The following is a 20,865-nucleotide window of genomic DNA, read 5'->3' as shown; positions in this document are numbered from 1 at the left end:
CACTATGGAAAATATATTGCTACTCTGTAAGATTAGTCTCAGTGTCGGAAGCTTTGTCGGTGGTGGGATGTGGATAGCTCGGTTATTGAAATTAAAAGGATTCTAAGTTGTTGTTGAGAATAACTTCCTCAGCGTATCGGATAAGACAGAGCTTGAAATAGCTAAACAGAAGCTCAACAGCAAAGATCAGGCTGTACGTGAAAAAGCGCAGCAAACCATTAATGATCTGCGCGAAAAAGACATCACCAGCGATCAGAAGGTCATCAGTGCCTGCGGCAATGGCAATGCAGCCAGTTCAGCCTGCGCCACTGCCAGGCTGGATGTGATTAAAGCAAGAGGAGAGTACGAAAATACCGGGAACTATAATTCAAAGGCCAGCCAGCAGTACGCAGATGCTTATGGCCAGATAGTTAACCTGCTCGATATCACCGGTGTTGATGCGCAAAATCAGCAGCAGGTGAAGGATGCGATGGTGAACTATGCCATAGTGCAGTTTGGGGTCGATAAGGCGACGGCAGAGGCATACGTTGAAACTTATGATGGAATGAAGGTTGTAGCGGCTTCGATGGCACCAGTAATAGGTGCTGCGGCGGCCAGTAAGATAGAAGTTCTGGCTGGTAAACAACGCTTGTCTAATAGTTTCGAGGTTAGCTCACTCCCAGATGCAAATGGGAAAAATCACATCACGGCTGTAAAAGGTGATGCTAAAATACCTGTCGATAAGATTGAACTATATATGCGTGGTAAAGCTTCTGGTGACCTTGAGTCTTTGCAAATAGAATATAATTCTTTAAAAGATGCAAAAATTAGCAGCCAAAAAGAATTTGCAAAAGATCCAAATAATGCTAAAAGGATGGAAGTGTTAGAAAAACAAATCCATAATATTGAGCGTTCTCAAGATATGGCTCGTGTATTAGAGCAAGCAGGTATAGTGAATACTGCCAGTAATAACAGCATGATAATGGATAAGTTATTGGACTCAGCTCAGGGCTACGTCTGCAAATAGAAAAACATCTGTTGTTGTATCAGGGCCTAACGGTAACGTAAGGGTTTATGCTACATGGACAATATTACCTGATGGCACGAAAAGACTTTCAACTGTTAATACGGGAGCATTCAAATGATAAATGTGAATAGTACCACAAAGGATATTGAAGGTTTAGAAAGTTACCTGGCTAATGGCTATGTAGAGGCTAACTCTTTTAACGACCCAGAGGATGATGCGTTAGAGTGTCTCAGTAATTTATTAGTTAAAGATTCGGGGTGCTGTCTGTCATTTTGTAAAAAAATACTTAATTCAAATAACATTGATGGTGTTTTCATTAAAGGTTCGGCGCTGAATTTCTTATTATTGTCAGAACAGTGGTCTTACGCATTTGAGTATTTGACAGGCAATGCGGATAATATAACTCTTGCAGAGCTTGAAAAGGCGCTTTTCTATTTTTACTGTGCAAAAAATGAGGTAGATCCTTATCCTGTACCAGAGGGTTTATTCAAAAAACTAATGAAAAGATATGAAGAACTGAAAAATGACCCTGATGCAAAATTTTATCATCTTCATGAAACGTACAATGATTTTTCAAAAGCTTACCCTCTGAATAATTAGAAGCTATCGCCCGTGTAATATTGTCTATGACTGCATGGAAGGATGATGGTCATAGTGTGTTGGGAGCTATTCTTTAACAGATTTGGGGGAAATGGTGTAACTGGCTGAAAGGGCGCGTTAGGGCAAAAAGTTAGTGGGCTGGAAGTATAGCAGAGAAAATTAGTTTTAAGTAACTGAAAATAAAGGGGAAGCTGTTATTGTTACGGGGGGCGCACCGGAAAGAGTTGTTGTTGAGAATAATCTGCTCGGCGGTACTGAAAGCGGCCAGGAGAAGTTTGTTCAGGAGCATGGCAAGAATATCGCATCTTGCAGCACTGACCCAAGATCAGCGTCCTGCCAGAAAGGGCTGGCGATGAATGATGCCCTGATGGTGGCCCTTCCGGCGGGTCTTGGTGGTGGTTTACTGGCTGCGGCCACACCTGAAATCGCAGCGGCTGCTAAAGTAGCGATACAAGCGTGTGCAGGTAATGTAGTGCTGTGCCTGAATAATGCTGGTATCCAGATGTCAGAAGCGATAGTGCCAGGCGGTGTTGGAGCTGGCGGTGCTGTAGGTATCGGAAAAACTGCGGCAGAGGCGACTGCGGCTAAAGCTGAGACAGTGGCGGCTAATGCAGTGAGGAGTCTTCAGTCTGGTTTGGGGCCAAAAATTAATACAGGCAAATTTGGTCAACTTGATTTAGATGCAATTTCACAAACCGGTGCTAAAACAGATTCGGCCGTTAAAGCGGGAAATTTCACTGTTGCTGGTAGAGCATTGCAAAAACATGGCAGTCGTGAAGGGAGCGCTTTTCCTGTTGCCAAGGGCACACCGGCTCAGATGAATGAACAAGGGTAAAAAATATTGGATGGCATTGTTAAAACTCCAGGCGCGACGGTCAAAGAAGGTAACCGCTTTGGTGGTTTTGATGTTATAGCGCCTGACGGACGGGGAGCTCGCTTTGACCCTCAGGGTAATTTCCGTGGATTTTTGGAGCCTTAAGAATGACTCAGAAACATCAATTAAAAATTATTGTGGCTAGTGATGTTGATTATGAAAAATTAATAGCTGAAATCTACTGTGATGAAGAGTTTATCGCGCTTTTACAGCAAGAAGACGGTGAGAATAACATCAAAGTTGAGTTTTCACCGAATATTAGGGTGGTAGATTTTGATTGGCTTCAACATGCATTGTTGGAAGCCAGAAGAGCCTTACTGAATAAGTAATTGCACAGCCCTGGTCGCTTCGGGAGCGTGTTTCTACAACCTAAAACCTCGCTCTTCACTCCGCTACTGTGCGGCGTTGGGAGGATTACGTAATGGGCTGAAAAAAGCGCGTCGGGGCAAAAAGTAACGGCCAGCGAAACGCCTCATCAAAAAACGGATGTAACTGACGGAAAGGACAGGGAAAAAGCGTGTTCACCGTCAGACTGTACACCGGAGCGAGTTGTTGTTGAGAATAATTTCCTGAGCAGTACCTCCTCGGAAAAACGTGATGCTTTGGCAGAGAAAGTCTTAAAAGGCGATAAATCCCTGCAAACCGCGAAAGAGTTTTTACAACTTGAGAATGCCGATAAACGTAGCGATGCACTGGTTGCTAAGTTCAATAAAGAACCAGCGGAGTTGAGCACGGCAGAGCGAACCGAGTTGGTAAGTTATTTGAAAATATATGCATCTGACATGCAGGCTAAATATGGTGAGGCAGTAACTAAAGAGCTGATCGCAGGAATGCTGACTGGGCAGGATTATATGAAGTCAGCGCCACAGACAGAGGCGCAGCAGAAAGCACAAACCATCATGAATACATGGGGTTATCATAAATCCAATGCCAGTATTGGAGACCCGGTATTGTTATTTGGCAGCAGTGTCCTTGGCACCACAATAAAAGAAGGTATGGCGCTTAATGCGGCAATCGGTGTGGGCGTGAATACGGGCGTACAACTTAGCGGGAATGATCCTTTCAGCTATGTTGATGCAATTCTCGCCGGTGTGACAGCTGCCGCGACTACAGGTAAAAGTTGGCAGGCATCAGCAGCGATCAATATGGGAGGTGCTGCGATTGGCAGTGCGATTAAAGGGGAAGATCCGACTAACTCTGTGATAAGTACTGGCTTTGGTAGTGCGGCTGGTAGTTTAGGGGGAAAAGTTGTTGATTCATTGTCTCCGGTAACTGATCAAGTGACAAAGGATGTTATTGGTGCAGTTACAGGTTCTACTGCTTCTGAACTTACAGGAAAAGCTGTAAAAGATGAATTAGACAAGCGGGAGAAGAAGCAATGAATCTCTTCAGCAAGGTTGGTACCCTTTGGCTTCTTTTCTTGGTTGTGTACTGTACTGCCTTAATCTCTGTTGTTCTTTTCATATGCCAACTAGGAGTGTCAACAATTTTCTACTTCAAGGATGGGGCATTCCTTTTTTCATGGGAAGAGGCATTATATATCGCATTGAAAAAAGGGAGCATCGCAGGAGTAGTATTAGGTGCTGGAGTATGGTTGAAAAATAAATTGCATGAGCGTCATAGGAAATAATAGTTGTTGAGAATAACTCGTTCAGTGGTGACCGGGCCCGTGAAGCGGCGAAACAGGCCGCTGAATCGCTGAAAAATCAAGTCAGGGAAAAGCTGGGTGACGGTACAACCTCTTCCATCGCGAACGGTATTATCAATGCCCTCGCTGATACCGGTGATGCAGCACTAGGCTCAGCGGATTATGTTGCTGATGCGGCCATGGCGCTGGCAGCCTGTGCTGCGGGTGATAGTTACTGCAGCAAGGCCATGAGTGACCTGGCCGGGAAGAATCAGGTGGTGGCGGATACGGTTACTGCGTTGATGAAGAGTGAAACCTGGTCGGCGATAGCGGACACAGTTAAAGACGCTTCATCAGGGAACCAGGTTGCGCTTGAAGCGCCAGGTGGTTTGCTGGCTTGCATTATATTGCCAGGTTAGATAGTACCTGGCTCAGTAACTCGAATTGAAACAATATTAAAGTCTGAGAAAAACTGGGAAAGTGCTCGAAATAAGGCGCTAAATATTGTAGGTAATTTAGGTGCTGACTCTACACCTGTAATTGGGTGGTTAGAAGCAAGCGTAGGGAATGGAAAAATAATTGGACGCCAATCGAAGGGATGGACTCGCGGTCTGGCCGCCATCCTGGAGGGGGGAGTGGCGGCGAGGATAAATGCTCGATGGCGCTTCGCTTAGCAGGCCAGCAGGGGAATCATTATTTTTTGCTGTTTAATCACCGGAATATCCCCTAAATCATTTAATGCTCCGGGAAAAGACTTTAACTACTTTCCTTCGTTACTACACTATTTAACCTGTGGCTGTTATACCGAGCTGAATAAAATGTCATTTAAATAAGAGTAGATTTATTAAATACGAAGCGGCTCCAGAAAATAGTGTTGATATATGCAACGTATTACAGCCAATAAAACATATCGCGAACCATGAAATAAGAATGCTATCATTCACACCAGACGCGGCAGGCAACTGCTGGCACACGCATTTACCCCGGAGCACCCGATGAACAACGACATTCCGCTAAAATTTTATGATATCGCCGACGAATACGCGACTGAAGCTGCAAAGCCGGTGAGCGATACAGAACGCGACGCACTGGCACTCTACTTCCAGCAGTTGATCACTCGTTTGATGAACAATGAAGAGATCAGCGAAGAAGCGCAGCAGGAGATGGCAACCGAGGCCGGAGTCGACGCACAGCGTATCGATGATATCGCGGAGTTCCTCAATCGTTGGGGTAACGAGTAGCCAAAGACATGGCCTGTGTTTTACACTGCGCGCAAATTGAGTAGGTATACTCTACAAGTAATAGGTTTAATCAGGCGGAAACAGCAATGAACGGAACAATCACAACGTGGTTTAAAGATAAAGGCTTTGGATTTATCAAAGATGAAAACGGCGACAACCGCTATTTTCATGTGATTAAGGTTGCTAATCCTGAGCTGATCAAGAAAGACGCGGCGGTGACCTTTGAGCCTACCACCAACAACAAAGGCTTATCTGCCTACGCGGTAAAAGTCATACCCGACAGCAAATACATCTATATCGCCGGTGAGCGTCTGAAGCTCACGGCGATCAAGTCTTACCTGGTCTACAGCGAAGAAGTCCCTGCTGAGACTCGTATCGACAAAGAAAATGCGGTGCTGTCCGTTGGTGTGCTGATGAACAGCATCCGACCGAAATCAGACGTGAAGCCTGGTGAAATGCGCACGCTGAAAAAGCTGGCCATCACCACCTTCCAGGGCACGACGCTGATCTTCTCGGAAGATGAAATCGATATCGACGAGACGGTGAAACTGCTTAAGGTCTGAAGCCCTTCAGAGTGAATGAAAACCGAAATCCAGCTCTTTTCAGAAGCGGGGTTTCGGTTTTTTCATGCGTATTTTTGTCAGAAGGGAATATCCATTTGAGCCAAATAGCAAATTCCATTCTGTTTTTTTATTTTGATGAGGCACCTGGAATTACCACGTCATCCATCAGTATGTAACGTGCTTCCTGGCGCGTGTATTGATCGATTAACGGCACAAGTCGCCGGAAATGCTCACTGGCACAATGTTCATCGAGAGCCGCGTGGTTTGGCCATTCTTCGATAAAAATAAAATGCCCCGGATCTTTTTCATCAATATAGAGGTCATAAGCAATGCATTGCGGCTCTTTCTTCGTCGCCGATATTAGCTCACGGTACAAAGGGAGAACGGTTTCAATATACTCAGGTTTGATGAAATCTTCGGCAATTACCTTTAACATGCAGCCTCCTGGCAGAAAACGAATGCACACTATGTGATGAAGATATATTTAGGGCAAGACGCCACAGTGTTATATCGGTCGGTGAGTGAGTTATCTCAGCTATTAATCAGATGATCCGCTTAACTGTGATCCATCTCACCTCCCGGCAACCAAAATCTCCTGCGACTCAACGCCGTCCTCTATCTGTTTCGCCACCTTTTGTAAGGCCGGAAGATGTTTTTCCGCGGCCTGTTCGATGGTCATGGCGCTGGCCATATACACCAGATTCAGGCAGCCGATCACCCGCTGTTCACTGCGAATGGGGACGGCGATAGAGGCGATTTTCTCCTCCTGATCCCAACCGCGAAAGTTCTGGCCAAAACCGTCTTTTCGCGCACGGCTCAAAATGGCGTCGAGCTTCAGCGGTTCGCGCGCCAACTGGAACTCATCTCCCGGTCGTGAAGCCAGCATTTCAATCAGTTCCTGACGTTCATTCTCCGGGCTAAATGCCAGCCAGGTCAGGCCGGATGCGGTTTTCAGCAGCGGCAAACGACGCCCGACCATCGCCCGATGAAACGACAGGCGGCTGAAGCGATGGGTGGTTTCACGCACCACCATCGCGTCCACATCCAGCGTGGAAACGTCGGTCGGCCAGATGACCTCGCGCAGCAAATCCCCCAACAGCGGGGCGGCGAGCGCAGAAATCCACTGCTCGTCACGAAATCCCTCACTGAGCTGACGGACCTTAATGGTTAAGCGAAAGCTGTCATCGGACAGACTGCGCCGGACGTAACCCTCATCCTGCAGGGTTTCCAGTAGTCGCCTGACCGTGGTGCGGTGCAGGCCGCTCAGCTCTGCCAGCAGGCCAACGCTGGCCCCGCCGTCGAGACGATTTAACATATTTAATAACATTAGTCCGCGCGTTAACCCGCGCACGGTTTTGTATTCGGTACCGTCGTCACTTTTCATATTTATAGACAAATCTACAGTTAAAACAACGTTGTGCACTTAGTGCACATCCAGGCATGTTTTGATTGTAGCGCAAAAACTCACTTCTATACTGACCGCACAATAAAAAATTATTCACATTCTTTTAACAAAAAACAATTGCGCCTCACCAGGGTCTGCAATTGCATTTTGTCCGAGTAGTGAGGTTCTGAAATGACAACAATAAATCCAGATATCCAACCCGCTGTGCAGCACACCGTGCAGGTAGCGATTGCCGGAGCCGGTCCGGTAGGGCTGATGATGGCGAACTATCTTGGCCAGATGGGCATTGAGGTGTTGGTGGTGGAGAAGCTCGATACCCTTATCGACTATCCTCGCGCCATCGGCATTGACGATGAAGCGCTGCGCACCATGCAGTCCGTCGGTCTGGTCGAAAATGTTCTGCCGCACACCACGCCGTGGCATGCGATGCGCTTTCTCACCCCGAAAGGGCGCTGTTTTGCTGATATCCAGCCGATGACTGACGAATTTGGCTGGTCGCGCCGCAACGCGTTTATTCAGCCGCAGGTAGACGCGGTGATGCTGGAAGGGCTGTCGCGTTTTCCCAACGTGCGCTGCCTGTTCTCCCGCGAACTGGAAGCCTTCAGCCAGCAAAATGGTGAAGTGACGTTGAACCTGAAAGCGCCGGATGGCCAGCGTGAAACGGTGAAAGCTCAGTGGCTGGTGGCCTGCGACGGTGGGGCCAGCAACGTCAGACGTTCGCTGAATGTGCCATTTGAAGGCAAAACCGCGCCGAATCAGTGGATTGTGGTGGATATCGCTAACGATCCGCTCAGCACGCCGCATGTGTATCTGTGCTGCGATCCGGTGCGCCCGTATGTCTCCGCCGCGCTGCCGCACGCGGTGCGCCGCTTTGAATTTATGGTGATGCCGGGGGAAACCGAAGCGCAGCTCAGCGAACCGCAGAATATGCGCCAGCTTTTGAGCAAAGTGCTGCCGAACCCGGACAACGTCGAGCTGATCCGCCAGCGCGTATATACCCATAACGCACGTCTGGCCGAACGTTTTCGCATTGATCGCGTGCTGCTGGCGGGCGATGCGGCGCACATTATGCCGGTCTGGCAGGGGCAGGGGTACAACAGTGGCATGCGCGATGCTTTCAATCTGGCGTGGAAACTGGCGCTGGTGATTGAGGGCAAAGCCGGTGATGCGCTGTTGGATACCTACCAGCAGGAGCGCCGCGACCACGCCAAAGCGATGATCGATCTCTCGGTGACCGCAGGCAACGTACTTGCGCCGCCGAAACGCTGGCACGGCGCGGTGCGCGACGGGGTTTCCTGGCTGCTGAACTACATTCCGCCGGTCAAACGCTACTTCCTTGAAATGCGCTTTAAGCCGATGCCGCAGTACCACGCTGGGGCGCTGGTGCGTGAAGGCGACGCGAAAACCTCTCCCGTTGGCAAGATGTTTATCCAGCCGAAGGTAACGCTGGAATCAGGTGAAGTGACGCTGCTCGACAACGTCATCGGACCGAATTTCGCGGTGATCGGTTGGGGCTGTAACCCGCTGTGGGGCATGAGCGAGGCGCAGATCCAACAGTGGCAGGCGCTGGGGACACAGTTTATCCAGGTGGTGCCGGATACACAGATACAAACCGATCAGGATAACCACGACGGCGTTACCCGCATTGGCGATACGCAAAACCGCCTGCGCGCGTGGTTTGCCCAGCACAACGCCGCGCTGGTGGTGATACGCCCGGACCGCTTTGTGGCCGCCATCGCCATTCCACAAACCCTGGGTAGTACCCTGAATAAACTGGCGTCGGTGATGACGCTCACCCGCGTTAATGCCCACATTCCCGCTGAAAAGGTGGCCTGATATGCACGCTTATCTTCACTGTCTTTCCCACTCGCCGCTGGTGGGTTACGTCGACCCGGCGCAGGCCGTGCTCGACGAGGTTAACGGTGTGATCGCCAGCGCCCGGGCACGTATTGCGGCGTTCGACCCTGAACTGGTGGTGCTGTTTGCCCCCGATCACTACAACGGATTTTTCTACGACGTGATGCCGCCGTTCTGTTTAGGCGTAGGCGCTACGGCGATCGGCGATTTCGGTAGCGCGGCGGGGGAACTGCCGGTGCCGACAGATCTCGCTGAAGCCTGCGCCCACGCGGTAATGAAAAGCGGCATCGATCTCGCCGTGTCCTACAACATGCAGGTCGATCACGGCTTCGCGCAGCCGCTGGAGTTTTTGCTCGGCGGTCTGGATAACGTGCCGGTGCTGCCGGTGTTTATTAACGGCGTCGCCACGCCGCTGCCGGGCTTTCAGCGTACCCGCATGCTCGGTGAAGCGATTGGCCGATTCGCCAGCTCGCTGAATCAGCGTGTGCTGTTTTTAGGCTCCGGCGGCCTGTCGCATCAGCCGCCGGTCCCGGAGCTGGCGAAGGCTGATGCCCATATGCGCGACCGCCTGCTCGGCAGCGGCAAACAACTGCCTGAAAACGAGCGCGAGCTGCGCCAGCAGCGGGTGATCAGCGCCGCCGAGAAGTTTGTGGCCGATCAACACACGCTGCATCCGCTTAATCCTGTCTGGGATAACCGCTTTATGACGCTGCTTGAACAGGGGCGTTTGCAGGAGCTGGACGCGGTCAGTAACGAAGAACTGTCCGCGATGGCGGGCAAATCAACGCACGAAGTTAAAACCTGGGTTGCTGCCTTCGCCGCTATTTCTGCCTTTGGCAACTGGCGCAGCGAAGGCCGTTATTACCGCCCGATCCCAGAGTGGATCGCTGGATTCGGCTCCCTGAGCGCCACCACACAGAACTGAAACAGAACTGAATATGCAGGAGAACATCATGACTTACCAACCGCAAACCGAAGCCGCAACCAGTTGTTTTCTGCAGGTGCAGGAAGCAGGCGAAACGCTGCGCGTGCATTTCAATGACTGTGGGCAGGGCGAAGAGACCGTCGTGCTGTTGCATGGATCTGGTCCGGGTGCGACGGGCTGGGCGAACTTCAGCCGCAATATCGATCCGCTGGTGGAGGCTGGATACCGGGTGATCCTGCTGGATTGTCCTGGCTGGGGCAAAAGCGATGGCATCGTTAACCGCGGTTCGCGATCCGATCTCAATGCTCGCATCCTGAAAAGCGTGGTCGATCAGTTGGATATTCAGAAAATCCATCTGCTGGGCAACTCGATGGGGGGCCACAGTGCCGTGGCGTTCACCCTGAGCTGGCCGGAGCGTGTGGGCAAGCTGGTGCTGATGGGCGGCGGGACGGGGGGCATGAGCCTGTTTACCCCGATGCCGACCGAAGGCATCAAGCGCCTGAATCAGCTGTACCGCGAACCGACCATCGAGAACCTGAAGCTGATGATGGAGATCTTTGTCTTCGACACCAGCGACCTGACCGAGGCGCTGTTTGAGGCGCGTCTGAATAACATGCTGTCGCGTCGCGATCACCTGGAAAACTTTGTCCACAGCCTTGAAGCCAACCCGAAACAGTTTCCGGATTTCAGCCCGCGCCTGGGGGAAATCAAAGCCCAGACCCTGATTGTCTGGGGACGCAACGACCGCTTCGTGCCGATGGACGCCGGCCTGCGCCTGCTCTCCGGGATTGCCGGGTCTGAGCTGCACATCTACCGCGACTGCGGGCACTGGGCACAGTGGGAACATGCGGATGCTTTTAACCAGTTGGTGCTGAACTTCCTCGCACGCCCTTAAGGAACGGACATGACGAATCTTAATCTTGAGCAGTTAGCCGCCGATTTACGTCAGGCTGAGGAAAAAGGGGACGCTATCGCCCCGTTGCGTGAACTGATCGGCGTGGATAACGCCGAAGCGGCCTACGCCATTCAGCGTATCAATGTGCAGTATGACGTGGCGCGAGGGCGTCGCGTCGTCGGGCGCAAAGTGGGACTGACGCACCCGAAAGTGCAACAGCAGCTGGGCGTCGATCAGCCTGACTTCGGCACGCTGTTCGCCGACATGTGCTACGGCGACAACGACACCATTGCGTTTGCCCGCGTGCTACAACCGCGTATTGAAGCGGAGATTGCGCTGGTGCTGAACCGCGATCTGCCCAATGCCGATACCACCTTTGACGAGCTGTACAACGCCATCGAGTGGGTGCTACCCGCGCTGGAAGTGGTCGGCAGCCGTATTCGCGACTGGTCGATCAAGTTTGTTGATACCGTGGCGGATAACGCCTCCTGTGGCGTGTATGTGGTCGGCGGCCCGGCACAACATCCGGCAGGATTAGATCTGAAAAACTGCGCGATGAAAATGACGCGCAATAACGAAGAGGTTTCCAGCGGGCGCGGTAGCGAATGTCTGGGACATCCGATCAACGCCGCCGTGTGGCTGGCGCGCAAAATGGCCAGCCTCGGCGAGCCGCTGCGCGCCGGGGACATTATTCTCACCGGGGCGTTAGGCCCGATGGTGGCGGTGAATGCGGGCGATCGTTTTGAAGCCCATATCGACGGTATTGGTTCAGTTGCCGCCACCTTTTCAGCGGCGGTTACAAAAGGAAGTCAGTCATGAGTAAGCGTAAAGTCGCCATTATCGGCTCTGGCAACATCGGCACCGATTTGATGATTAAAATTCTGCGTCACGGCGTACGTCTGGAGATGGCGGTGATGGTGGGGATTGATCCGCAATCCGACGGTCTGGCACGCGCCCGGCGTATGGGCGTTGCCACCACCCATGAAGGGGTGACGGGGCTTCTTGCGATGCCAGAATTCGCTGACATCGACATCGTGTTTGATGCCACCAGCGCGGGCGCGCACGTGAAAAATGACGCCGCGCTGCGCGCCGTAAAACCGGGGATCCGTCTGATCGACCTGACGCCCGCAGCGATCGGCCCGTACTGCGTCCCGGTGGTGAATCTGGAGGCCAACGTTAACCAGCAGAACGTCAATATGGTGACCTGCGGCGGGCAGGCGACCATCCCGATGGTGGCGGCGGTTTCTCGCGTGGCAAAAGTCCATTACGCCGAAATTATCGCCTCGATCGCCAGTAAATCTGCGGGACCGGGCACCCGCGCCAATATCGACGAGTTTACCGAAACCACCTCGAAGGCGATTGAAGTGGTGGGGGGCGCGGCCAAAGGCAAAGCCATTATCGTACTTAACCCGGCTGAGCCGCCGCTGATGATGCGCGACACGGTGTATGTGTTGAGCGAAGCGGCCTCCCAGCTTGAAGTTGAAGCGTCGATTAATGACATGGCGGCGGCGGTGCAGGCGTATGTGCCAGGCTATCGCCTGAAACAGCGCGTCCAGTTTGAAGTCATCCCGGAGGATAAACCGGTGAATCTGCCGGGTATTGGTCAGTTTTCCGGGCTGAAAACCGCGGTGTATCTGGAAGTGGAAGGTGCGGCGCACTATTTACCCGCCTATGCGGGCAACCTCGACATTATGACTTCCAGCGCGCTGGCGACCGCTGAGCAGATGGCGCAGTCACTCACCCGTCAGGCAGGAGAAGCAGCATGAACGGTAAAAAACTCTATATCTCTGACGTGACCCTGCGCGACGGTATGCATGCGATTCGTCACCAGTACTCGCTGGAAAACGTGCGCCAGATTGCCAAAGCGCTGGACGACGCGCGGGTTGATTCCATTGAGGTGGCCCACGGCGACGGTTTACAAGGTTCCAGCTTTAACTACGGCTTTGGCGCGCACAGCGATCTCGAGTGGATTGAAGCGGCAGCAGACGTGGTCAAACACGCAAAGATCGCCACGCTGTTGCTGCCGGGCATCGGCACTCTTCATGACCTGAAAAACGCGTATCAGGCCGGCGCGCGAGTGGTGCGCGTGGCGACCCACTGCACCGAAGCGGACGTGTCGGCCCAGCATATTCAGTACGCGCGTGAGCTCGACATGGATACCGTCGGCTTTCTGATGATGAGCCATATGACCACGCCGGAGAATCTGGCGCAGCAGGCGAAGCTGATGGAAAACTACGGCGCGACGTGTATCTACGTGGTCGATTCCGGCGGGGCGATGAATATGAGCGATATTCGCGCCCGCTTCCGCGCCCTGAAAGCGGTGCTGAAGCCGGAGACAGAAACCGGAATGCATGCGCATCACAACCTGAGTCTCGGCGTGGCGAACTCGATTGCCGCGGTGGAAGAGGGCTGCGACCGTATCGACGCCAGCCTGGCGGGTATGGGCGCTGGCGCGGGCAACGCGCCGCTGGAAGTATTTATCGCCGCTGCGGATAAGCTCGGCTGGCAGCACGGCACCGATCTGTATGCGCTGATGGACGCCGCCGACGATCTGGTGCGTCCATTGCAGGACCGTCCGGTGCGGGTGGATCGCGAAACGCTGGCACTGGGCTATGCCGGGGTGTACTCCAGCTTCTTGCGTCACTGCGAAGTGGCGGCGGCGCGTTATGGCCTGAGCGCGGTCGATATTCTGGTTGAACTGGGCAAACGCCGAATGGTGGGCGGCCAGGAAGATATGATCGTCGACGTGGCGCTGGATCTGCGCAATAGCAAATAAAAATGATTACGCGGCTGGCAACGTATCAGCCGCGACTCACCTGCATCGTGACCTCAGAGGTACATCTTATGACTACCCGTACCCCCACATCTTACCGCCTGACGTTAACCGTCGGGCTTTGCTTTTTAGTTGCCCTGATGGAAGGGCTGGATCTACAGGCCGCCGGGATCGCTGCCGTCGGTATCGCCCAGGCGTTTGCGCTGGATAAAATGCAGATGGGCTGGATCTTCAGTGCGGGCATTCTCGGACTGCTGCCCGGCGCGCTGGTGGGCGGCATGCTGGCCGATCGCTATGGCCGCAAGCGTATTCTTATTGCCTCGGTGGCGCTTTTCGGCCTGTTCTCGCTGGCGACGGCGATTTCCTGGGATTTCTCGTCGCTGGTGTTTGCCCGTCTGATGACCGGCGTCGGGTTGGGCGCGGCGTTGCCGAATCTGATCGCGCTGACCTCCGAAGCGGCGGGCCCGCGTTTTCGCGGTACGGCGGTGAGCCTGATGTACTGTGGCGTGCCGATTGGCGCGGCGTTAGCGGCGGCGCTCGGATTTAGCGGTCTGGCCGCCGCCTGGCAAACGGTGTTCTGGGTTGGCGGAGTGATCCCGCTGCTGCTGGTGCCGTTGTTGATGCGCTGGCTGCCAGAATCACAGGTTTATGCCCAGCAAACGCAGGTGGCCGCCGCGCCGTTGCGCGCCCTGTTCGCACCCGCTACCGCCACCGCCACGCTGCTGCTGTGGCTGTGCTATTTCTTCACCCTGCTGGTGGTGTATATGCTGATCAACTGGCTGCCGATGCTGCTGGTGGAGCAGGGCTTTCAGCCCTCGCAGGCGGCTGGCGTGATGTTTGCTCTGCAAATCGGTGCGGCCAGCGGCACGTTAATTCTCGGGGCATTAATGGACAAACTGCGCCCGGTGGTCATGTCGCTTCTGATCTACACCGGGATGTTGGCTTCGTTGCTGGCGCTGGGGACGGTGTCGTCATTGAGCGGTATGCTGATGGCCGGATTTGTGGCGGGGATGTTTGCCACTGGAGGACAAAGCGTGCTGTATGCGCTGGCTCCGCTGTTTTACAGTACGCAGATCCGCGCGACAGGCGTGGGTACCGCCGTCGCCGTTGGGCGTCTGGGGGCGATGAGCGGCCCGCTGCTGGCAGGAAAAATGTTAGCACTCGGCACAGGAACGGTAGGCGTGATGGCGGCTTCTGCGCCGGGCATTTTACTGGCAGGGCTGGCGGTATTTTTCCTGATGAGCCGTAAATCGCAGATGCCGATCCCGACCAGTGGCTCATAAACAATCGTTCGGTTGTATGAGTGGGGAGATACGGTTCCCACTTCCGGGTGAACGCCAGCCGGCGATGACGTTGCCAGAGTTTATGTAAAGCCTGGCAACGGAGGCGTTATGAGCTGGCGGCCCTTTTTATATTTGATAATTAACCCCCACCCGGTATTAAGCGCCCGGCGCGGTCATCTGCGTCTGGTGCAGGGTTGACTTTGCATTGTGTTAACAAACGCGGTATAACACACCTTCTTTGGATGTTTAGATGTCCATACGTTTAGAAGGTTATATGCAAACAACACAACAAAATGCGCCACTGAAGCGCACGATGAAAACGCGTCACCTGATTATGCTCTCCTTAGGCGGCGTGATTGGCACAGGGTTATTCTTCAATACCGGCTACATCATCTCCACTACCGGGGCCGCGGGAACGCTGCTGGCCTATCTGATTGGCGCGCTGGTGGTCTGGCTGGTTATGCAGTGTCTGGGCGAGCTGTCGGTCGCGATGCCGGAGACCGGGGCGTTTCACGTCTATGCCGCGCGCTATCTCGGCCCGGCGACGGGGTATACCGTGGCCTGGCTCTACTGGCTGACCTGGACCGTGGCGCTTGGTTCGAGTTTTACCGCTGCCGGATTCTGTATGCAGTACTGGTTTCCGCTGGTGCCAGTATGGGTCTGGTGCGTGGTGTTCTGTGTGATTATTTTTGGCCTGAACGTTATCTCCACGCGCTTTTTTGCCGAAGGGGAGTTCTGGTTCTCGTTGGTGAAAGTGGTCACTATCATCGCCTTTATTATCCTCGGCGGGGCGGCGATTTTTGGCTTTATCCCGATGCAGGATGGCTCGCCCGCGCCGGGGCTAAGTAATATCACAGCGGAAGGTTGGTTCCCGCATGGTGGCTTACCGATCCTGATGACTATGGTGGCGGTGAACTTTGCTTTTTCGGGAACGGAGCTTATCGGTATTGCCGCCGGTGAAACGGAAAATCCGCGCAAGGTGATCCCGGTGGCGATTCGTACCACCATCGCGCGACTGATTATTTTCTTTATCGGCACCGTGTTTGTGCTGGCGGCGCTGATCCCGATGCAGCAGGCGGGCGTGGAGAAAAGCCCGTTTGTGCTGGTGTTTGAGAAGGTAGGTATTCCGTACGCCGCCGATATTTTTAACTTCGTGATCCTGACAGCCATTCTTTCTGCGGCGAACTCCGGGCTGTATGCCTCCGGGCGCATGCTCTGGTCGCTGTCGAATGAACGTACGCTGCCAGCCTGTTTTGCGCGAGTAACGAAAAACGGCGTGCCGCTGACGGCGCTGTCGGTCAGTATGCTCGGCGGCGTACTGGCGCTGTTTTCCAGCGTGGTGGCCCCGGACACTGTATTTGTCGCGCTGTCGGCAATCTCCGGGTTTGCGGTGGTGGCGGTGTGGCTGAGCATCTGCGCCTCGCACTTTGTTTTTCGCCGCCGTCATCTGCAACAGGGTAAGGCATTGAGTGCATTACATTATCGTGCGCCGTGGTATCCGCTGGTGCCGGTATTGGGATTTGTGTTGTGCCTGGTGGCCTGTGTGGGGCTGGCATTCGATCCAGCGCAGAGAATTGCGTTGTGGTGCGGGTTACCGTTTGTTGCGTTGTGCTATGGTGCATATTTCCTTACTCAACCCCGTAACGCAAAACAGGAGCCAGAACATGTCGCAGAATAATCCGTTACGCGCTCTCCTTGAGAAACAGGATGTCCTGTTACTGGATGGCGCGATGGCGACGGAGCTGGAAGCGCGAGGGTGTAACTTAGCCGACAGCCTGTGGTCAGCCAAAGTGCTGGTAGAAAACCCGGAGCTTATCCGCGAAGTGCATCTTGATTATTACCGGGCGGGGGCGCAATGCGCGATCACCGCCAGCTATCAGGCGACACCGGCGGGCTTTGCCGCGCGTGGCCTGGATGAAGCGCAGTCGAAAGCGCTGATTGGCAAAAGCGTGGAGCTGGCGCGTAAAGCGCGTGAAGCGTATCTGGCAGAGAACCCGCAAGCGGGCACGCTGTTGGTGGCGGGATCTGTCGGACCTTACGGCGCGTATCTGGCGGACGGCTCTGAATACCGTGGCGATTACCAGCGCAGCGCCGAGGCGTTCCAGGCGTTTCATCGCCCGCGCGTGGAAGCATTGCTGGATGCCGGGGCCGATCTGCTGGCCTGCGAAACTCTGCCGAATTTTGTCGAGATTGGCGCACTGGCTGAGCTGTTGACCGCGTACCCGCGTGCGCGTGCCTGGTTCTCATTTACTCTGCGTGACAGCGAGCACCTGAGCGACGGTACGCCGCTGCGTGACGTGGTCGCGTTGCTGGCGGATTATCCGCAGGTGGTGGCGTTAGGTATTAACTGCATTGCGCTGGAAAACACCACCGCTGCGTTGCAGCATTTACACGGCTTAACGGCGCTGCCGCTGGTGGTGTATCCGAATTCGGGCGAGCAGTACGATGCCGCGAGCAAAACCTGGCATCATCACGGTGAGTCTTGTGCGCAACTGGCGGATTATCTGCCACAGTGGCAGGCCGCTGGCGCACGATTGATTGGCGGGTGCTGTCGCACCACGCCCGCGGATATTGCCGCGTTAAAAGTTCAAGTTCAGGCTCGATAAGACGTAAGCCGCCATCGGGCATTTTTGCCGGATGGCGATACGGTATGAACCGGAAACATGGGTAACACTTTATGCCGCATCCGCCAGCACAAACATGCCGTACGGATGGATTTCGAGATAATACTGCTCGCCGACGTCCGGCTGCAGACGCGTAGCGTTGACCTGCAATAAAATCTCCTGTCCGTGCCACTCCACCGTGACCTCATATTGGGGTCCCATATACGCGACATGGCGGATCACGCAGCGTTGGCTCTCTTCGCCGCGGTCGCTGAGCGTGATCGCTTCCGGGCGCACGCCTACCATGCCCTCGCCTTGATCGCTAAAGTGCAGTGGGCGCGGCAGATGATAGCCGTAGATATCAACGTATCTGTCGCTGAAGGTGGCCGGGAACAGGTTAGAATCGCCCATAAAGCTCGCCATAAAGCGGGAGGCGGGCTGGCGATAGAGATCCTGCGGCGAGCCGATCTGCATGATGTGTCCCTTGTTCATCACCAGTACGGTATCGGAAACCGCAAAGGCTTCGCTTTGATCGTGGGTGACGTACAGCGAGGTGATATCAAACTGCTTTTGCAGCTCGCGGATCTTGTCGCGCATGCTGCGACGCAGGTTGGCGTCCAGGTTACTTAACGGCTCATCAAACAGCAGCACTTTCGGTTTGAGGATCAACGCACGGGCCAGCGCCACGCGCTGCTGCTGACCGCCGGAGATCTGATCGACAAAGCGGTCTTCAAATCCCTCCAGATCCACCATCGCCAGCGCCTCTTTGACGCGGGTTTTCACCTCCGCGCGCGACACGCCGAGCATCTTCAGGCCATAACCGACGTTCTCCCCTAACGACATGTGCGGGAACAGGGCATATGACTGAAACACCATACAGATATCGCGCTGCTGAATAGAACGATGGGTAACGTCTTCGCCATCAATGAAAATCTGTCCTTCGCTCGGTTTTTCCAGCCCGGCAACCAGACGTAAGATGGTGGTTTTACCGCAGCCGGACGGGCCGAGCAGCGTTACCATTTGCCCCTGCGGAATGGTGAGATTGATATTGTCGATAACCGTGTTGCTGCCAAATCGTTTAGTGACGTTGCGCAGTTCAACGAAATTTTTCTGAGTCATAGTGCGCTCCATTACGCCTGGTTTTTGGCTTTTGAACGGGAGGTACGTGATTCACCGATCAGCCAGTCAAAGATGAAAATAATCGCCAGCATCACCACGATCAAAATGGAACCGTAGGCAATCGCCACGCCGTATTCGCCGTCTTCTACGCGGTTCAGGATGTAGGCCGTGGCCACGCGGGTATCCGGCGTGACGAGGAACACAATGGCGCTGACGGTGGTAATGGCGCGCACAAAGCTGTAGATCAGCGCTGAGAGGATCGCCGGGCGCAGCAGCGGCAACAGGATATGCGTAATGGTGCGCAGGGAACCGGCGCGCAGACTGAGCGAGGCTTCATCCAGCGATTTATCGATTTGGCCTAAGCCCGCAATGCCCGCCCGGATACCGACCGGGACGTTACGCATCACCATTGAGATAATCACGATGGCGGCGGTGCCGGTGAGGTATACCGGGGCGCTGTTAAAGGCCAGAATGTACGATACGCCCGCTACGGTGCCCGGAACGGCAAAGCACAGCATAGTGGTAAACTCGATGGTCTTTTTGCCTTTAAACTGCTGACGCACCACAACCCATGCGATCAGCAGGCCGAAGATAGCGGTGATCGGCGCGGCAATCCCGGCGTAGAGCAGGGTGTCGAGCAGTGAAGGCCACGCGCCGTCGCTCATTCCCTGACCGAACAGTTTGGTAAAGTTCGCCAGCGTCAGGGTGTAGTCCACGCCCCAGTTAACGGTGAAACTGCCGTAGAAAATGCTGCCATAGAGCAGGGCGTTAAAGGCAATCCACACCGCCAGCAGCGCGACCACGCTCCATACCAGCGTTACCGGCAGCGGCTGCACGTCGCCCCGATAGGATTTACCAGAAACGGTGACGTACGAGCGTTTACCAATCCACATGTACTGCACGCAGAACACCAGCAGCGAGAACAGCAACAGGAAGGCACCCAGCGTACTGGCGGCCTGGTAGTCGAGCTGGGAACCGGTGATGTAGAAGTAGATTTGCGTTGCCAGCACATCGAAGTTACCGCCAAGCACCAGCGGGTTACTGAAGTCGGCCAGCGACTGCACCACCACAATTAAAAAGGCGTTTGCCAGTGCCGGTTTTAGCAGCGGGACAAACACGCCGTTAAAGGTTTGCCAGCGGCTGGCGCGCAGGGTGTATGACGCCTCCTCCAGCGACGGATGAATGGTTTTGATCGCCCCGTCGAGGATCATAAACGCCATCGGAGTGAAGGCCAGCACCTGCGCCAGCCAGATGCCGGTAAAACCGTACAGCCAGTTGGTGTTGGTCAAACCAAACCATTCGACCATAAATTCGGTGATGTAACCGGAGCGTCCCATCATCAGCGTTACGCCTAAACCCACAACAAACGGCGGGGTGACGATCGGCAGAATCGAGAAAATACGTCCGATAATGGCGCTGCGTTTCGCAATACGGGTAGTGTAGATAGCCAGCACCAGGCCAAAGAAGGTACAGCCGACGCCGACGGCAATCGACAGCATAATCGAGTTGAGGATCACCTGAATGATATGCGCCTGCGACAGCACATTCATAAACGCCAGTGGAGCAAATTCCCCGGCGTCGTTGGTGAACATCGGAATGAAAATAGCGATACTTGGCCAGACGATAAAAATACCGATCAGCGCGACAATCGCGGTGAGCGAGCCGATGACGAAACGGTCGCCGCCCAGCCATTCCAGACGGGTGAGCGCCAGGGTCATGATTGCACCAAGTGCTACAAACAGCACGATGGTGGCATAGCCTAAGCCGCGTCCCTCAATAGTCGCGCTGGCGACGATAAACGCCATACAGAAAAACGCCCAGCCCGCGTCAAAATAATGGCGGCTGCGCTGTTCGCGTCTGGCTTCATGGAACGGGCGCACCAGCAGCAGGCTTGGCAGCAGATACCAGAGCCAACTGATATTGAACTGTGACCAGCCGTAGGCGGCGAGAATTTCTTCGCGCGTCGACTCAAGCAGACCGTAGTCCAGGCTCCAGCTCGGCAGCAGGGCAAACGCCAGCCAGCCGAGTAAAATCCAAAGAAATATCGCATCCCGTTTTTTCACGGGATGGAGTGCAAGTGTGTGTGACATAGCG

At 54.2% G+C, this 20,865-nt stretch carries 21 protein-coding genes and 1 pseudogene; 18 read left to right on the top strand and 4 right to left on the bottom strand.

The genetic code is table 11. From position 1 onward, the window contains the following. Nucleotides 1-157: 157 nt before the first annotated feature. The 9 genes and pseudogenes from HV352_RS23835 to HV352_RS18380 form a co-directional block, all read left to right on the top strand. Nucleotides 158-292 (top strand): annotated as a pseudogene (locus HV352_RS23835) (DUF6862 domain-containing protein); the annotation flags it as partial. Between the two features lie 30 nt (nt 293-322). Next, complete coding sequence (locus HV352_RS23770; RefSeq protein ID WP_019076113.1) at nt 323-1,006, top strand: hypothetical protein; 684 nt, start codon at nt 323-325, stop codon at nt 1,004-1,006. 114 nt (nt 1,007-1,120) lie between these two features. Continuing rightward, nucleotides 1,121-1,606, top strand: a complete 486-nt coding sequence (locus tag HV352_RS18410) for a hypothetical protein (protein WP_019076114.1) — start codon at nt 1,121-1,123, stop codon at nt 1,604-1,606. Nucleotides 1,607-1,958: 352 nt separating this feature from the next. Then, a complete protein-coding gene (locus HV352_RS23765; protein ID WP_019076115.1) occupies nt 1,959-2,441 on the top strand; it encodes a hypothetical protein in 483 nt (160 codons plus the stop codon). 146 nt (nt 2,442-2,587) lie between these two features. Next, nucleotides 2,588-2,809, top strand: coding sequence for a hypothetical protein (locus HV352_RS18400; protein ID WP_019076116.1), 222 nt, complete (start codon nt 2,588-2,590; stop codon nt 2,807-2,809). 273 nt (nt 2,810-3,082) lie between these two features. After that, on the top strand, nt 3,083-3,862 hold the full coding sequence (locus HV352_RS18395) for a hypothetical protein (RefSeq protein WP_019076118.1): 780 nt from the start codon (nt 3,083-3,085) through the stop codon (nt 3,860-3,862). Nucleotides 3,863-4,307: 445 nt separating this feature from the next. Further along, a complete protein-coding gene (locus tag HV352_RS23760) occupies nt 4,308-4,526 on the top strand; it encodes a hypothetical protein (protein ID WP_019076119.1) in 219 nt (72 codons plus the stop codon). Nucleotides 4,527-5,102: 576 nt separating this feature from the next. Beyond that, the gene (locus tag HV352_RS18385) at nt 5,103-5,348 is read left to right on the top strand and encodes a DUF2543 family protein (RefSeq protein WP_019076120.1); all 246 of its coding nucleotides are present in this window, start codon (nt 5,103-5,105) and stop codon (nt 5,346-5,348) included. Nucleotides 5,349-5,434: 86 nt separating this feature from the next. Further along, nucleotides 5,435-5,911 (top strand): cold shock domain-containing protein, encoded by a 477-nt coding sequence (locus HV352_RS18380; protein ID WP_016151966.1) that lies wholly within the window; start codon nt 5,435-5,437, stop codon nt 5,909-5,911. Nucleotides 5,912-6,038: 127 nt separating this feature from the next. On the opposite strand, the gene HV352_RS18375 is transcribed toward HV352_RS18380, so the two are convergent. Beyond that, nucleotides 6,039-6,347 (bottom strand): putative quinol monooxygenase, encoded by a 309-nt coding sequence (locus tag HV352_RS18375; RefSeq protein WP_019076121.1) that lies wholly within the window; start codon nt 6,345-6,347, stop codon nt 6,039-6,041. A 135-nt stretch (nt 6,348-6,482) separates the two neighbouring features. Continuing rightward, nucleotides 6,483-7,295, bottom strand: coding sequence for a DNA-binding transcriptional regulator (locus HV352_RS18370; protein ID WP_046275638.1), 813 nt, complete (start codon nt 7,293-7,295; stop codon nt 6,483-6,485). 192 nt (nt 7,296-7,487) lie between these two features. On the opposite strand from HV352_RS18370, the gene HV352_RS18365 reads away from it, so the two are divergent. The 9 genes from HV352_RS18365 to mmuM all read left to right on the top strand — a co-directional run bounded on the left by HV352_RS18365 (nt 7,488) and on the right by mmuM (nt 17,655). Continuing rightward, nucleotides 7,488-9,152: a bifunctional 3-(3-hydroxy-phenyl)propionate/3-hydroxycinnamic acid hydroxylase gene (locus HV352_RS18365; RefSeq protein WP_016151971.1), complete on the top strand. Its 1,665-nt coding sequence runs from the start codon at nt 7,488-7,490 to the stop codon at nt 9,150-9,152. A gap of 1 nt (nt 9,153) precedes the next feature. Continuing rightward, entirely contained in the window at nt 9,154-10,098 is a 945-nt protein-coding gene (gene mhpB, locus HV352_RS18360; RefSeq protein ID WP_046275617.1) for a 2,3-dihydroxyphenylpropionate/2,3-dihydroxicinnamic acid 1,2-dioxygenase, read from the top strand. A gap of 28 nt (nt 10,099-10,126) precedes the next feature. Beyond that, nucleotides 10,127-10,993, top strand: a complete 867-nt coding sequence (mhpC, locus tag HV352_RS18355) for a 2-hydroxy-6-oxonona-2,4-dienedioate hydrolase (protein ID WP_181634957.1) — start codon at nt 10,127-10,129, stop codon at nt 10,991-10,993. Between the two features lie 9 nt (nt 10,994-11,002). Next, nucleotides 11,003-11,812: a 2-keto-4-pentenoate hydratase gene (gene mhpD / locus HV352_RS18350; protein ID WP_046275616.1), complete on the top strand. Its 810-nt coding sequence runs from the start codon at nt 11,003-11,005 to the stop codon at nt 11,810-11,812. Then, nucleotides 11,809-12,759 (top strand): acetaldehyde dehydrogenase, encoded by a 951-nt coding sequence (mhpF, locus tag HV352_RS18345; RefSeq protein WP_019076126.1) that lies wholly within the window; start codon nt 11,809-11,811, stop codon nt 12,757-12,759. Before mhpD ends, mhpF begins: the two co-directional genes overlap by 4 nt. After that, nucleotides 12,756-13,769 carry a 4-hydroxy-2-oxovalerate aldolase gene (gene mhpE, locus HV352_RS18340; protein ID WP_181634956.1) on the top strand — a complete coding sequence of 338 codons (1,014 nt, stop codon included), beginning with the start codon at nt 12,756-12,758 and terminating at the stop codon, nt 13,767-13,769. The genes mhpF and mhpE overlap by 4 nt, the downstream gene beginning before the upstream one ends. 68 nt (nt 13,770-13,837) lie before the next feature. Then, nucleotides 13,838-15,049, top strand: a complete 1,212-nt coding sequence (gene mhpT, locus HV352_RS18335; RefSeq protein ID WP_016155816.1) for a 3-(3-hydroxy-phenyl)propionate transporter MhpT — start codon at nt 13,838-13,840, stop codon at nt 15,047-15,049. A 274-nt stretch (nt 15,050-15,323) separates the two neighbouring features. Continuing rightward, nucleotides 15,324-16,727 (top strand): S-methylmethionine permease, encoded by a 1,404-nt coding sequence (mmuP, locus tag HV352_RS18330; protein WP_032946968.1) that lies wholly within the window; start codon nt 15,324-15,326, stop codon nt 16,725-16,727. Beyond that, nucleotides 16,714-17,655, top strand: a complete 942-nt coding sequence (gene mmuM, locus HV352_RS18325; RefSeq protein ID WP_094761417.1) for a homocysteine S-methyltransferase — start codon at nt 16,714-16,716, stop codon at nt 17,653-17,655. The genes mmuP and mmuM overlap by 14 nt, the downstream gene beginning before the upstream one ends. A gap of 69 nt (nt 17,656-17,724) precedes the next feature. Here mmuM and fbpC read toward each other — a convergent pair whose 3' ends face one another. Then, nucleotides 17,725-18,771, bottom strand: a complete 1,047-nt coding sequence (fbpC, locus tag HV352_RS18320; RefSeq protein ID WP_016151981.1) for a ferric ABC transporter ATP-binding protein — start codon at nt 18,769-18,771, stop codon at nt 17,725-17,727. Nucleotides 18,772-18,782: 11 nt separating this feature from the next. Continuing rightward, entirely contained in the window at nt 18,783-20,861 is a 2,079-nt protein-coding gene (locus tag HV352_RS18315; protein WP_019076131.1) for an iron ABC transporter permease, read from the bottom strand. Nucleotides 20,862-20,865 lie beyond the last annotated feature (4 nt).

This window comes from Citrobacter sp. RHBSTW-01044, from assembly GCF_013781945.1.
Taxonomy (GTDB): Bacteria; Pseudomonadota; Gammaproteobacteria; order Enterobacterales; family Enterobacteriaceae; genus Citrobacter; species Citrobacter braakii.
The sequence above is the reverse complement of the archived record's forward strand: the minus strand, read 5'-3'. Positions and strand labels throughout refer to the sequence as shown.

What these genes read in the sequence shown, in the direction of transcription:
- HV352_RS18410 (WP_019076114.1), top strand. Translation starts at nt 1,121, where the DNA reads ATGATAAATGTGAATAGTACCACAAAGGATATTGAAGGTTTAGAAAGT.
- HV352_RS23765 (WP_019076115.1), top strand. Translation starts at nt 1,959, where the DNA reads ATGAATGATGCCCTGATGGTGGCCCTTCCGGCGGGTCTTGGTGGTGGT.
- HV352_RS18400 (WP_019076116.1), top strand. Translation starts at nt 2,588, where the DNA reads ATGACTCAGAAACATCAATTAAAAATTATTGTGGCTAGTGATGTTGAT.
- HV352_RS23760 (WP_019076119.1), top strand. Translation starts at nt 4,308, where the DNA reads ATGGCGCTGGCAGCCTGTGCTGCGGGTGATAGTTACTGCAGCAAGGCC.
- HV352_RS18385 (WP_019076120.1), top strand. Translation starts at nt 5,103, where the DNA reads ATGAACAACGACATTCCGCTAAAATTTTATGATATCGCCGACGAATAC.
- HV352_RS18380 (WP_016151966.1), top strand. Translation starts at nt 5,435, where the DNA reads ATGAACGGAACAATCACAACGTGGTTTAAAGATAAAGGCTTTGGATTT.
- HV352_RS18375 (WP_019076121.1), bottom strand. Translation starts at nt 6,347, where the DNA reads ATGTTAAAGGTAATTGCCGAAGATTTCATCAAACCTGAGTATATTGAA.
- HV352_RS18370 (WP_046275638.1), bottom strand. Translation starts at nt 7,295, where the DNA reads ATGAAAAGTGACGACGGTACCGAATACAAAACCGTGCGCGGGTTAACG.
- HV352_RS18365 (WP_016151971.1), top strand. Translation starts at nt 7,488, where the DNA reads ATGACAACAATAAATCCAGATATCCAACCCGCTGTGCAGCACACCGTG.
- mhpB (WP_046275617.1), top strand. Translation starts at nt 9,154, where the DNA reads ATGCACGCTTATCTTCACTGTCTTTCCCACTCGCCGCTGGTGGGTTAC.
- mhpC (WP_181634957.1), top strand. Translation starts at nt 10,127, where the DNA reads ATGACTTACCAACCGCAAACCGAAGCCGCAACCAGTTGTTTTCTGCAG.
- mhpD (WP_046275616.1), top strand. Translation starts at nt 11,003, where the DNA reads ATGACGAATCTTAATCTTGAGCAGTTAGCCGCCGATTTACGTCAGGCT.
- mhpF (WP_019076126.1), top strand. Translation starts at nt 11,809, where the DNA reads ATGAGTAAGCGTAAAGTCGCCATTATCGGCTCTGGCAACATCGGCACC.
- mhpE (WP_181634956.1), top strand. Translation starts at nt 12,756, where the DNA reads ATGAACGGTAAAAAACTCTATATCTCTGACGTGACCCTGCGCGACGGT.
- mhpT (WP_016155816.1), top strand. Translation starts at nt 13,838, where the DNA reads ATGACTACCCGTACCCCCACATCTTACCGCCTGACGTTAACCGTCGGG.
- mmuP (WP_032946968.1), top strand. Translation starts at nt 15,324, where the DNA reads ATGCAAACAACACAACAAAATGCGCCACTGAAGCGCACGATGAAAACG.
- mmuM (WP_094761417.1), top strand. Translation starts at nt 16,714, where the DNA reads ATGTCGCAGAATAATCCGTTACGCGCTCTCCTTGAGAAACAGGATGTC.
- fbpC (WP_016151981.1), bottom strand. Translation starts at nt 18,771, where the DNA reads ATGACTCAGAAAAATTTCGTTGAACTGCGCAACGTCACTAAACGATTT.
- HV352_RS18315 (WP_019076131.1), bottom strand. Translation starts at nt 20,861, where the DNA reads ATGTCACACACACTTGCACTCCATCCCGTGAAAAAACGGGATGCGATA.